Genomic DNA, 10,669 nt, shown 5'->3' with positions numbered 1-10,669 from the left:
TCCGGCTGGATTGCACGGCAATTTAATCCGGGTACAATGAATTCATGTCCGACGCACCTTCTTTTCTGACCGCGTTCCTCGATTTCGACCGCATCGCCTCCGGCGACGCCGCGCAGGTGATGGCCAGCGTGCGCCAGCGCCCCGACGCCGCCTCGGTGTTCGTGTTCGACGACCGCACCGGCGAGCGCCTCGACCTGGACCTGCGCCCCGACTCGTCCGATGCCGCAGCGCCGGCCGAGGAGGCGCCGCGCGGCGTCGGCCGGCCGCGCCTGGGCGTGGTCGCGCGCGAGGTGACGCTGCTGCCGCGCCACTGGGACTGGCTCAGCCGCCAGCCGGGCGGCGCCTCGGTCGCGCTGCGCAGGCTGATCGACGAGGCCCGCCGCAACTATGCCGAGCGCGACAGCGTGCGCGCCGCCCGCGAGGCCGCCTACCGCTTCATGACCGTGATGGCGGGCGACCTGCCCGGCTTCGAGGAAGCCGCGCGCGCCCTCTTCGCCGGCGAGCGAGAGCGCTTCCAGGCGCAGATCGAGGGCTGGCCCGAAGACGTGGCCGCCTACGCGCAGAAACTGGCGGCGCCGAGCTGGGCCGCGGCCTGACCGCCCGCACATCTCCACAACAACAACCACACCCACAGGGCGCAGCCGGCGCACCGCCGCCGGCCGCGCATCGCATCCGTGACCCAGCCCTCCTCTCCGGGCGCAGGGGCCAGCAGCCCCGCCGCCCCGCCCTCCGGCGCCCGCGCGCCGGCCATCACCGGCAGCCGGCCCCTGTGGAAGACCTTCCTGGTCTTCCTGGTGCCGATGCTCGCCTCCAACATCCTGCAGTCGCTCTCGGGCACGCTGAACAACATCTACCTGGGCCAGATGATCGGCGTGAAGGCGCTGGCGGCGGTCTCGGGCTTCTTCCCGCTGCTGTTCTTCTTCATCGCCTTCATCATCGGCCTGGGCGCCGGCGCCTCGGTGCTGATCGGCCAGGCCTGGGGCGCGCGCGACGTGGCCAAGGCGCGCGCCATCGCCGGCACGGCGCTGGCGGTGGTGCTGGTGTTCGGGCTGCTGGTGGCGGTCTTCGGCGGCGCCTTCACCACGCCGCTGCTCAAGGCGCTGGGCACGCCGCCGGACATCCTGCCGGACGCCACCGGCTACGCGCGCATCATGCTGGTGGCGATGCCGGGCCTGTTCGTGTTCCTGCTGTCCACCGCGATGCTGCGCGGCGTAGGCGACACCATCGCGCCGATGCTCACGCTGATGATCTCGACCACGGTCGGCCTGGTGCTCACGCCGGCGCTGATCCGCGGCTGGGCCGGGCTGCCGCAGCTCGGCGTGGCCAGCGGCGCCTGGGCCTCGGTGGTGGCCTTCGTGGTCGCCACGCTGTGGCTGGGCTGGCACCTGCGGCGCAAGAAGAGCCCGCTCGCGCCGGACGCGGCGTTCCTGAAGGAGATCCGCATCCGCCCGGCGCTGCTGGTGGCGGTGCTGCGCCTGGGCGTGCCCACCGGCGTGCAGATGATCGTGGTGTCGCTGGCCGAGCTGGCGCTGCTGTCGCTGGTCAACGGCTTCGGCTCCGACGCCACGGCCGCCTACGGCGCGGTGAACCAGGTGGTGGCCTACGTGCAGTTCCCGGCCATCTCCATCGCCATCACCGCCTCGATCCTCGGCGCGCAGGCCATCGGCGCGGGGCATGCCGACCGCCTGGGCGCCATCACGCGCACGGCGCTGCTGATGAACCTGCTGCTCACCGGCGCGCTGGTGCTGCTGGGCTACCTGTTCTCGCGGCCGCTGATGGGCCTGTTCATCACCCGTCCGGAGGTGATCGAGGTGGCGCAGACGCTGCTGCACGTGATGCTGTGGAGCACGGTGATCTTCGGCATGGGCTCGGCGCTGGCCGGCATCATGCGCGCCAGCGGCTCCGTGCTGGTGCCCACGCTGATCTCGATCTTGTGCCTGGCGCTGGTCGAGGTGCCGGTGGCCTGGGTGATGAGCCGGCGCATCGGGCTGGAGGGCGTCTGGTACGCCTACCCGGCGGCCTTCCTCGCCATCTTCGCGCTGCAGGCGGCCTACTACCGGCTGGTGTGGCGCCACAAGCGCATCCAGCGGCTGGTCTGAGACACTTCCCGCCATGCCCATCGCCCAGCTCTCGGTGCACTTCTTCCTCCAGGCGGCGGTGATCCTGCTGGCATGCCGGGCGGTCGGGCGGCTCGCCCAGCGCCTGGGGCAGCCGCAGGTGGTGGGCGAGATGATCGCCGGCGTCATGCTCGGCCCGTCGCTCTTCGGGCTGCTGCTGCCCGCTGCGCAGTAGGCCCTCTTCCCCAAGCCGACACTGGGCATGCTGTACGTCTGCGGGCAGCTCGGCGTGGGCCTGTACATGTTCCTCGTGGGCACGGAGTTCAACGCGGCGCATTTCCGCCAGCGCGCGCGCAGCGCCCTGGCGGTGTCGGCGGCCGGCATCGCGGTGCCCTTCGCGCTGGCCTTCGCCATGGCGCCGTGGCTGCTCGGGACGCCGGGGCTGTTCGCCGCCAAGGCGCGGCCGCTGGAGGCCTCGCTGTTCCTGGGCGCGGCCATCGCCATCACCGCCTTCCCGATGCTGGCGCGCATCATCCACGAGCGCGGCATCGCCGGCACCTCGCTCGGCACGCTCGCGCTGACGGCCGGCGCGGCGGACGATGCCGCCGCCTGGTGCATCCTGGCCGTGGTGCTGGCCAGCTTCGGCGGCACCTGGGGCGGCGCCTGGCTGGCCATCGGCGGCGGCGCGGCCTTCGCGCTGCTGATGCTGCTGCTCGGCCGCCGGCTGCTGGCCGGGCTGGCCATGCAAACCCGGCCGGGCGAGCCGCTGGCGGCCGGCACCCTCGCGATCGTGCTGGCGCTGTTCTGCCTGAGCGCCTGGGCCATGGACGCGATCGGCATCCACGCCGTCTTCGGCGGCTTCGTGCTGGGCGTGTGCCTGCCGCGCGAGCGCGACTTCGCCGCAAAAGTGCGTGCGCAATTGCAACCGTTCGTGGTGGTGTTCCTGCTGCCGATGTTCTTCACCTACTCCGGCCTGAACACGCGGCTGGACATGGTGATGCAGCCGGGCCTGCTGCTGGCGGCGCTGGCGATCCTGCTGGCCTCCTTCGCGGGCAAGGGGCTGGCCTGCTGGGGCGCGGCCCGCCTGTCGGGCGAGGGGCCGCGCGACGCCATGGCCATCGGCGCGCTGATGAACGCGCGCGGACTGATGGAGCTGATCATCATCAACATCGGCCTGCAGGCCGGCGTGATCGAGCCGGGGCTGTTCGCCATCCTGGTCGTCATGGCGGTGACGAGCACGCTGATGGCCACGCCGCTGTTCAACCGCGCCATGCGCGGCGCGCCGGCGCTGCCCGCCCAGCCGGCCGGCGGCGCGGGCTGAGCGGCACCAGGCCGTCAACAGTTTGTTGCCGCCGGGCCCACCCGGCATGTTCAGATCAGGCGCTGCCCGATCGTCTTGCGATCGGTGCATCTCGCAGGAGCAGGACATGCCGACTCTCAGGACCATGGCCATCACCGTCGAACAGCGCGGCGAGGCCTGCTTCCACTGGGTGGTGCTGCAGGCCGATGACAACCCGGCGCAGGACGTGCCGCTCTTTCACCGCATCGAATCCTCCGCCCGCCCGCTGCGCAGTCACGCCGAGGCGGTGGCGGCCGGCCGCGCCGTGGTGCGCCGGCTGGCCGAGGCCGAGGAGGCGCTCGACCGCATCGTCGCCGGCAGCCGTTCGATGAGCGCCTGAGCCGGCCGGCCGCGCTCAGTGCGTGGCCGCCGCGGCGCGCAGCCGCAGCGTGCTGCACACCCCCGCCAGCGCCGCGCACGCCGCTGCCGCGGCCAGCGCCACCGACGGGCCCTGCCCGTCGTGCGGGTTCCAGATGCTGAAGATGATCGCCAGCAGCACGGCGCCCAGCGTCTGCCCCGTGAGGCGCGCGGTGCCCAGCATGCCGCTGGCGGCGCCGCTGCGGTGCCGCGGCGGCGAGGTGACGATGGTGTGGTTGTTGGGCGACTGGAATAGGCCGAAGCCCAGCCCGCACAGCGCCATGCGCCACACGACCGAGGCGTCCGGCGCGTTGTGCGGCAGCGCCGCCAGCAGGGCCAGCCCGAGCGCCATCAGGCCCAGCCCGATGCCGCCCAGCAGCCCGTCGGGCACGCGGCCGATCAGCCTTCCGGCCAGCGGCGCCATGGCCACGATGGCCAGCGGCCAGGCGGTGATCAACAGCCCCGCCTCCAGGTGGCTGCGGCCCCAGGCGTCGAGCAGCAGGAAGGGCAGTGCGATGTAGGCCAGCATCTGCGCGCAGAAGGCGCTCACCGAGGTGCCCATCGACAGCGCGAACACCGGGATGCGCAGCAGGTCCACCGGGAAGAGCGGCGCCACGCGGCCGCGCTGCCGGCGCAGGTAGAGCACGCCCACGCCGATGCCCGCGGCCAGCAGCAGCACGGCGTCGAAGGGGAAGCCCGCGGCGCGGCCCTCGCGCGCGCCCAGCCGGTCGGCGCCGATGAACACCAGCGCGAACATCAGCGCGTTGAGCAGCACGTCCACCGGATCGATGCGCGCGCCGGCGGCCGGGGGCTCGCGGTTGGCCGGCAGCGCGGAGCGGCCGAGCGTCAGCACCAGGGCGGCCAGCGGCAGGTTCAGCGCGAACAGCCAGGGCCACGAGGCCACCGAGAGCACCGCCGCCGCCACCGACGGCCCTGCCACCGAGGAGGCGGCGACCGTCATGGAGTTGATGGCCACGCCGCGCCCGATCTGGCTGCGCGGGTAGATCAGCCGCACCAGCGCCGCGTTCACGCTCATGATGCCGGCCGCTGCCATGCCCTGCGCCGCGCGCGCCGCGATCAGCAGCGGCAGCGACGGCGCCAGCATGGCGCCCACCGAGGCCAGCGCGAACAGCGCCATGCCCCACAGGTACACGCGCCGGTAGCCCACCAGGTCGCCCAGCGTGGCCAGCGGCAGCAGCAGCACCAGCGTGGCGATCTGGTAGGCGTTGACCACCCACACCACCTGCGTGGGCGTGGCCTGCAGTTCGGTGGCGATGCCCGGCAGGGCCAGGTTCAGCAGGGTGCCGTCGAGCACCGCCAGGGCGATGCCGAGGACCAGCACGACCATGGCGCGCCGGCGTTCGGCCAACGGCAGGCCGTCCATGCAGGTGCTGCCGGCCGGCGGGCGGGCAGGCGCCAGCGAATCCTCCGCGAGGCGCGGCGATGAGGAAAAAGGCATCGGGGCATTGTCGGCGCGGCGGCCCTGCGGCACCGGCGGCGGCGCCGATGCCCTTGCGCCGGCGGCCCGCCCGCCGGGTTTCAGGCGCCGTCGTCGTCGGCGGGCGCCAGGCCCAGGGCGCGGCGCAGCCGCTCCAGCGCGTCGCCCATGCGCCGCAGGGCCGATTCGACGGCGGCGGCGCTGGCCTTGTCGCGGGCCTGCGCCTGCACCGCCGGCAGCAGCCGGTGGGCGCGCCAGCTTCCCGCGTCGAGCACCTTGGCGATGCGCTTGGCCTGCTCAGGCGTGGTCGGGGGCGTGCGTGCCGCGGCCAGCACCGAGAGCCGGTCCGCCTGCTCCGCCAGGTCCGCCAGATGGTCCGCGTCCTCCAGCGACCACTGCTGCACGACGTCGAGCATCGACAGCAGCTGCAGCGCGGACGATGCCAGCTGCCATGCGGTTTCGACCGCGGCAGCGGCGTGGTCCTGGGGGGCCGGCGGAGAACTGTCCATGGGGAGGGCGCAAGAATGCGGCAAAAGTCTGTCTCGTGACAATGCGTGCCACTTGTAACGGCATTATTGATCCATTCGCCACTTTTTGAACACGAAAGTTTCCAATACACACTCGGCCGCGGCAGTGTGTTGCGGTGACGGGTCAATATGGAAAGAGCGAGGGCGTGCCGCCGGGGCAGGCGCCTTCGATGGTCAGCATGCGCATCTTGGTCAGCGCGCCGCCGTGCGCCGAGAAGCCGCCGCTCCAGCCGCCCGCCCCCAGGATGCGGTGGCAGGGCACCACCGGCGCGAAGGGGTTGTGGCCCAGCGCCTGGCCCACGGCGCGCGACAGGGCCTTGTCGCCCAGCTCCAGCGCCAGGTCGCCGTAGGTGCGGGTCTGGCCGGGCAGGATGCGGCGGGCCAGCGCATAGACGCGCTGGTTGAATTCGGGCACGCCGCGCAGGTCCAGCGGGATCTCCAGCAGGTCGCGCGGTTCGCCGGCCATCAGCGCGGCGATGCCCTCCATCGCCTGCGCCGCCGCGCTGCCCAGGCGCGCCGCATCGACCTGCGGCAGCGCCGGATAGCGCCGCGCCATGCGCGCCCGGGTGGCGGCCTCGTCGGCCTCGGGCAACTGGGCGCCGAGCAGCCCGGCCTCGCTCCAGGCCAGGCCGACGTGGCCGATGGCGGTCGGGAAGACCGTCCAGGCCGCGTCGGAGGGTTGTGTCGATGGCTGCATCATGCGGGGCGGCCCGCGGCGGCGGGCGGCGCGCGCCGATTCTGCGCCGAAAGCGCGGGCAGCCGCACCTCGGCCGCGAGGAAGTCCAGCACCGCACGCACGCGCGCCGGCAGCCGCCCTGCCCGGCCCAGATAGACCGCGTGGATCGGCTCCAGCTCGCGCGGGTTGAAGTCCTCCATCACCGGCACCAGCCGGCCGGCCGCGATGTCCGCCTGCACGTGGTAGACCGACAGCCGCGCCAGCCCCGCGTCGTGCAGCACCAGCGTGCGCAGGGCCGAACCGTCGGAGGCGCGCACGCTGCCGGCGATGGGCACCTCGACGATGCGTCCGTCCACCTTGAGCGGCCAGTCCGGCACGTTGCGGCGGTAGGTGTTGCCCAGGCGGTTGTGGCGCAGCAGCTCGTCGGGGGTGCGCGGCGTGCCGTGGCGCGCCAGGTAGTCGGGCGTGCCGACGATCACCTGCTCGGTCTGGCCCAGCAGGCGCGCCACCAGCTCCGAGTCGGCCAGCCGGCCCCAGCGGATGGCGATGTCGGCGCGCTCGTCCATCAGGTCCACGACGCGGTCGGTCAGGCTCAGGTCCAGCGTGAGTTCGGGGTGGGCGGCCAGCAGCCGCGGCACCAGCGGCAGCAGCACGTGCTGGCCGAAGGGCACGCTGACGCTGAGGCTGACCCGCCCGCGCGGCGCGGCGCCGGCGGCGCAACGTTCGGCCTCGTCCATGTCGGCCAGCACGCGCACGCTGCGCTCGTAGAAGTGGCGCCCTTCGGCGGTGAGCTGCAGCTTGCGGGTGGAGCGGTGCACCAGTTGCACGGCCAGGCGCGCTTCGAGCCGGGCGACGAGCTTGCTGACGGCCGAGGGCGTCATCCCCAGCACGCGCGCGGCGGCCGAAAAGCCGCCCCGGTCGACCACCTGGACGAAGGCTTCCATCTCGCCGGAACGGTTGACCTCGATGCGCGGCACGAGCTTCCTTTTTCTGTGAATTCAACTCACAGCTTCTTGTCGATGCGGCATTCTATTCATCGAAGGCGCCGGCCCGCACAGTACGAAGCATCATGCCTCTCGCACTTCTCGCCCTCACTGCCGGCGCCTTCGGCATCGGCACCACCGAGTTCGTCATCATGGGCCTGCTGCTGCAGGTCTCGGCGGACCTCCATGTCTCCATCCCCTCGGCCGGCCTGCTGATCTCGGGCTACGCCATCGGCGTGGCTGTCGGCGCCCCGTTGCTGACCCTGGCCACCCGGCGCCTGCCGCGCAGGACGGTGCTGCTGGCACTGATGGCCATCTTCACGCTCGGCAACCTGGCCTGCGCGCTGGCGCCGGACTACGGCACGCTGATGGCCGCCCGCGTGCTCACCTCGCTGGCGCACGGCACCTTCTTCGGCGTCGGCTCCGTGGTGGCGACCGGACTGGTGCCGCCGGAGCGGCGCGCCTCGGCCATCGCGCTGATGTTCACCGGCCTGACGGCGGCCACGCTGCTGGGCGTGCCGGCGGGCGCGTGGATCGGCCTGCACTTCGGCTGGCGTTCGGCGTTCTGGGCGGTCACGGCCATCGGCATCGTGGCGCTGGCGGTGCTGTGGCGCTTCGTGCCGCGCGACGGCGGCCACGCCGAGCCCGCGCCGCTGCGCGAGGAACTGGCCGTGCTGCGCCGCCCGCAGGTCTGGCTGGGGCTGGCGATGACGGTATTGGGCTTTGCCGGCGTGTTCGCCTTCTACACCTACGTGCAGCCGCTGCTGACGCGGGTGAGCGGCCTGCCCGAATCGGCGGTCTCGCCGGTGCTGCTGCTCTTCGGCGGCGGGCTGGCGGTGGGCAACCTGCTCGGCGGCCGGCTTGCGGACCGCGGCGCGATGCGCGCCGCCGTCGGCACCCTGCTCGCCCTGGCGCTGGTGCTGGCCGCGGCGCGCTGGGCGATGCCGCATGCCGCCCTGGCCGTGGCCTTCATCGCCGTGCTCGGGGTGGCGGCCTTCGCCACCGTGGCGCCGTTGCAGATGCGCGTGCTGGAGCAGGCCGCCGGCGCCGGGCAGAACCTGGCCTCCAGCCTGAACATCGCCGCCTTCAACCTCGGCAACGCGCTGGGCGCGTGGGTGGGCGGCGCGGTCATCGCGCACCAGCCGGGCCGGCCGGGCCTGATGAACCTGGGCCTGGCCGCCGCGGCGCTGACGCTGGCCGGGCTGGTGCTGGCGCTCGGCAGCCAGGTGCTGGAGCGGCGCCAGCGGCCGGTGCGCTGCGAAGCGCTGGGCACCTGAAACCTCCACTTTTTTCTAGGAATCGACACATGGAATATCGACTGCTCGGCCGCTCCGGCTTCCGCGTGCCGGTGCTGGGCTTCGGCGCCGGCACCTTCGGCGGGCGCGGGCCGCTCTTCAGCGCCTGGGGAAACGCCGGCCTGGAGGAAGCGCGGCGGATGATCGACCTGTGCCTGGAGCACGGCGTGAGCCTCTTCGACACCGCGGACGTGTACTCCGACGGCGCATCGGAGGAGATCCTCGGCGCCGCGCTGGCCGGCCGGCGCCATCGCGCGATCATTTCCACCAAGCTGACGCTGCGCGCGGGCGACGGCCCCAACGACGCCGGCTGGTCGCGCCACCACCTCGTCGAAGCGACCGAGGCGGCACTGCGGCGGCTGCAAACCGACCACATCGACATCCTGCAACTGCACGCCTTCGATGCCGCCACGCCGGTGGAGCAGATGCTGCGCACCCTCGACGACCTGGTGCGCGCGGGCAAGGTGCGGGCCATCGGCGCCTCCAACTTCGCCGGCTGGCAACTGATGAAGGCGCTGGCCGCGGCCGACCGGCTGGGCACCGAGCGCTTCGTCGCCAACCAGGCGTACTACTCGCTCGTCGGCCGCGACTACGAGTGGGACCTGATGCCGCTGGGCCTGGACCAGGGCCTGGGCGCGCTGGTGTGGAGCCCGCTGGGCTGGGGCCGCCTGACCGGGAAGATCCGGCGCGGCCAGCCGCTGCCGCCCGGCAGCCGCCTGCACGACACCGCGGGCTCCGCGCCGCCGGTGGAGGAAGAGCGCCTGTACCGCGTGGTCGACGCGCTCGACGCGGTCGCGGAAGAAACCGGCCGCAGCGTGCCGCAGATTGCCCTGAACTGGCTGCTGCAGCGGCCCACCGTGAGCAGCGTGCTGATCGGCGCGCGCGACGAGGCGCAGCTGCGCCAGAACCTGGGCGCCATCGGCTGGCAGCTCACGCCGGCGCAGATGGCCCGCCTGGACGCGGCCAGCGCCGTCACGCCGCCCTACCCCCACTACCCCTACTGGAACGGCCAGTTCACCGAACTGGCGCCGCCGGCGGTGCCGATGCATCGCTGAGCGCGCCCTCCAGCACCCAGTCGCGCACCGCGCGCAGCGATGGGTCGTCGCGCCGCTGCACCGGGTACACCAGGTGGAAGGGCTGGCCCTGCAGCCCGGGGCCGAAGGGCTGGACCAGGGTGCCCCTGCGCAGTTCGTCCTCCACCAGCACGCGGCCCATCAGCGCCACGCCCTGCCCGCTCAGCGCGGCGGAGACCGTGAGGGTTTCGTCGGAGAACGCCGGCCCGGCCTGCACGTCCAGCCCGGGCACGCGGGCACGCTTCTGCCACGCGGCCCAGCCGATCTCGGCGCTCTTCGCGCCGAGCGGCTCGAAGTGCAGCAGCGTGTGGCGCACCAGGTCGGCACGCCGGCGCAGGCCCAGCGCCGGGCTGCACGCCGGCACGAACAGCGTGTCGAACAGCTTCTCGGCCACCAGGCCCGGCCACCGGCCGCGGCCGTAGCGGATGGCCATGTCGGCCGTCACACCGTCGAGCGGCACCGGTGCGTGGGAGACGTGGAAGCGCAGGCAAAGCTGCGGATGGCGGGCCACCAGTTGCGGCACCCGCGGCAGCAGCCAGCGCGCGACCACCGCGGGCGTGGCCGAGAGCGTGACCGTCTGGCGCGCCGGCGCCGCATGCAGGCCTGCCACCGCCTGCGCCATCGCGTCGAAGGACTCGGTGAGCGCCTTCTGCAGCACCTGCCCCTGCGCGGTGAGCACCAGCTGGCGCGGCGTGCGCACGAACAGCGCCAGGCCCAGCGTGTCCTCGAGCTGGCGTACCTGGTGGCTGATCGCCGTGGGCGTGACCGACAGCTCCTGCGCGGCGAGCTTGGCGCTGCGGTGCCGCGCCGCAGCCTCGAAGGCACGCAGCGCCGAGAGGGAGGGCAGCGAGCGTGGGTGATCCATGGATGAATTCTATTTTCCAATTGCCGCCAGAAATCGTCGTTTGTCACGAGGCACAGCGG

12 protein-coding genes are annotated in these 10,669 nt (G+C 73.1%); 7 read left to right on the top strand and 5 right to left on the bottom strand.

What is annotated here, in order from left to right; translation table 11 throughout:
* Positions 1-44 precede the first annotated feature (44 nt).
* The 5 genes from Q392_RS28060 to Q392_RS28045 all read left to right on the top strand — a co-directional run bounded on the left by Q392_RS28060 (position 45) and on the right by Q392_RS28045 (position 3,736).
* Positions 45-596 carry a DUF2239 family protein gene (locus Q392_RS28060; protein ID WP_051954027.1) on the top strand — a complete coding sequence of 184 codons (552 nt, stop codon included), beginning with the start codon at positions 45-47 and terminating at the stop codon, positions 594-596.
* 204 nt (positions 597-800) lie between these two features.
* A complete protein-coding gene (locus tag Q392_RS28055) occupies positions 801-2,099 on the top strand; it encodes an MATE family efflux transporter (RefSeq protein WP_051954025.1) in 1,299 nt (432 codons plus the stop codon).
* 13 nt (positions 2,100-2,112) lie between these two features.
* Positions 2,113-2,292 carry a cation:proton antiporter gene (locus Q392_RS34275; protein WP_245610847.1) on the top strand — a complete coding sequence of 60 codons (180 nt, stop codon included), beginning with the start codon at positions 2,113-2,115 and terminating at the stop codon, positions 2,290-2,292.
* A gap of 27 nt (positions 2,293-2,319) precedes the next feature.
* Positions 2,320-3,378 carry a cation:proton antiporter gene (locus tag Q392_RS28050; protein WP_245610846.1) on the top strand — a complete coding sequence of 353 codons (1,059 nt, stop codon included), beginning with the start codon at positions 2,320-2,322 and terminating at the stop codon, positions 3,376-3,378.
* A gap of 106 nt (positions 3,379-3,484) precedes the next feature.
* Positions 3,485-3,736, top strand: coding sequence for a hypothetical protein (locus Q392_RS28045; protein WP_157008389.1), 252 nt, complete (start codon positions 3,485-3,487; stop codon positions 3,734-3,736).
* A gap of 15 nt (positions 3,737-3,751) precedes the next feature.
* Here the strand turns inward: Q392_RS28045 and Q392_RS28040 are convergent, their stop codons facing one another.
* From Q392_RS28040 to Q392_RS28025, 4 genes are all read right to left on the bottom strand, one after another.
* Positions 3,752-5,137: an MFS transporter gene (locus Q392_RS28040; protein ID WP_038217370.1), complete on the bottom strand. Its 1,386-nt coding sequence runs from the start codon at positions 5,135-5,137 to the stop codon at positions 3,752-3,754.
* A gap of 155 nt (positions 5,138-5,292) precedes the next feature.
* Positions 5,293-5,700 carry a BAR domain-containing protein gene (locus Q392_RS28035; RefSeq protein ID WP_038216520.1) on the bottom strand — a complete coding sequence of 136 codons (408 nt, stop codon included), beginning with the start codon at positions 5,698-5,700 and terminating at the stop codon, positions 5,293-5,295.
* A gap of 142 nt (positions 5,701-5,842) precedes the next feature.
* Positions 5,843-6,418 carry a methylated-DNA--[protein]-cysteine S-methyltransferase gene (locus Q392_RS28030; RefSeq protein ID WP_245610845.1) on the bottom strand — a complete coding sequence of 192 codons (576 nt, stop codon included), beginning with the start codon at positions 6,416-6,418 and terminating at the stop codon, positions 5,843-5,845.
* Complete coding sequence (locus tag Q392_RS28025) at positions 6,415-7,371, bottom strand: LysR family transcriptional regulator (protein ID WP_038216517.1); 957 nt, start codon at positions 7,369-7,371, stop codon at positions 6,415-6,417. The genes Q392_RS28030 and Q392_RS28025 overlap by 4 nt, the downstream gene beginning before the upstream one ends.
* Positions 7,372-7,463: 92 nt before the next feature.
* Here Q392_RS28025 and Q392_RS28020 point away from each other — a divergent pair, with 92 nt between their 5' ends.
* On the top strand, positions 7,464-8,654 hold the full coding sequence (locus tag Q392_RS28020; RefSeq protein WP_038216514.1) for an MFS transporter: 1,191 nt from the start codon (positions 7,464-7,466) through the stop codon (positions 8,652-8,654).
* Positions 8,655-8,683: 29 nt separating this feature from the next.
* Positions 8,684-9,727 carry an aldo/keto reductase gene (locus Q392_RS28015; RefSeq protein WP_038216511.1) on the top strand — a complete coding sequence of 348 codons (1,044 nt, stop codon included), beginning with the start codon at positions 8,684-8,686 and terminating at the stop codon, positions 9,725-9,727.
* Here the strand turns inward: Q392_RS28015 and Q392_RS28010 are convergent.
* Positions 9,687-10,610, bottom strand: a complete 924-nt coding sequence (locus Q392_RS28010) for a LysR substrate-binding domain-containing protein (RefSeq protein ID WP_038216508.1) — start codon at positions 10,608-10,610, stop codon at positions 9,687-9,689. The two genes, Q392_RS28015 and Q392_RS28010, sit on opposite strands and share 41 nt — an antisense overlap.
* Positions 10,611-10,669: the final 59 nt, after the last annotated feature.

The organism is Xenophilus azovorans DSM 13620 (assembly GCF_000745855.1).
GTDB lineage: Bacteria > Pseudomonadota > Gammaproteobacteria > Burkholderiales > Burkholderiaceae_C > Xenophilus > Xenophilus azovorans.
The sequence above is the reverse complement of the archived record's forward strand: the minus strand, read 5'-3'. Positions and strand labels throughout refer to the sequence as shown.

Excerpts from the sequence above, each read along its gene's own strand:
- Q392_RS28060 (WP_051954027.1), top strand. The coding sequence starts at position 45 with ATGTCCGACGCACCTTCTTTTCTGACCGCGTTCCTCGATTTCGACCGC.
- Q392_RS28040 (WP_038217370.1), bottom strand. The coding sequence starts at position 5,137 with ATGGACGGCCTGCCGTTGGCCGAACGCCGGCGCGCCATGGTCGTGCTG.
- Q392_RS34275 (WP_245610847.1), top strand. The coding sequence starts at position 2,113 with ATGCCCATCGCCCAGCTCTCGGTGCACTTCTTCCTCCAGGCGGCGGTG.
- Q392_RS28015 (WP_038216511.1), top strand. The coding sequence starts at position 8,684 with ATGGAATATCGACTGCTCGGCCGCTCCGGCTTCCGCGTGCCGGTGCTG.
- Q392_RS28055 (WP_051954025.1), top strand. The coding sequence starts at position 801 with ATGCTCGCCTCCAACATCCTGCAGTCGCTCTCGGGCACGCTGAACAAC.
- Q392_RS28020 (WP_038216514.1), top strand. The coding sequence starts at position 7,464 with ATGCCTCTCGCACTTCTCGCCCTCACTGCCGGCGCCTTCGGCATCGGC.
- Q392_RS28035 (WP_038216520.1), bottom strand. The coding sequence starts at position 5,700 with ATGGACAGTTCTCCGCCGGCCCCCCAGGACCACGCCGCTGCCGCGGTC.
- Q392_RS28045 (WP_157008389.1), top strand. The coding sequence starts at position 3,485 with ATGCCGACTCTCAGGACCATGGCCATCACCGTCGAACAGCGCGGCGAG.
- Q392_RS28030 (WP_245610845.1), bottom strand. The coding sequence starts at position 6,418 with ATGATGCAGCCATCGACACAACCCTCCGACGCGGCCTGGACGGTCTTC.
- Q392_RS28050 (WP_245610846.1), top strand. The coding sequence starts at position 2,320 with ATGCTGTACGTCTGCGGGCAGCTCGGCGTGGGCCTGTACATGTTCCTC.
- Q392_RS28010 (WP_038216508.1), bottom strand. The coding sequence starts at position 10,610 with ATGGATCACCCACGCTCGCTGCCCTCCCTCTCGGCGCTGCGTGCCTTC.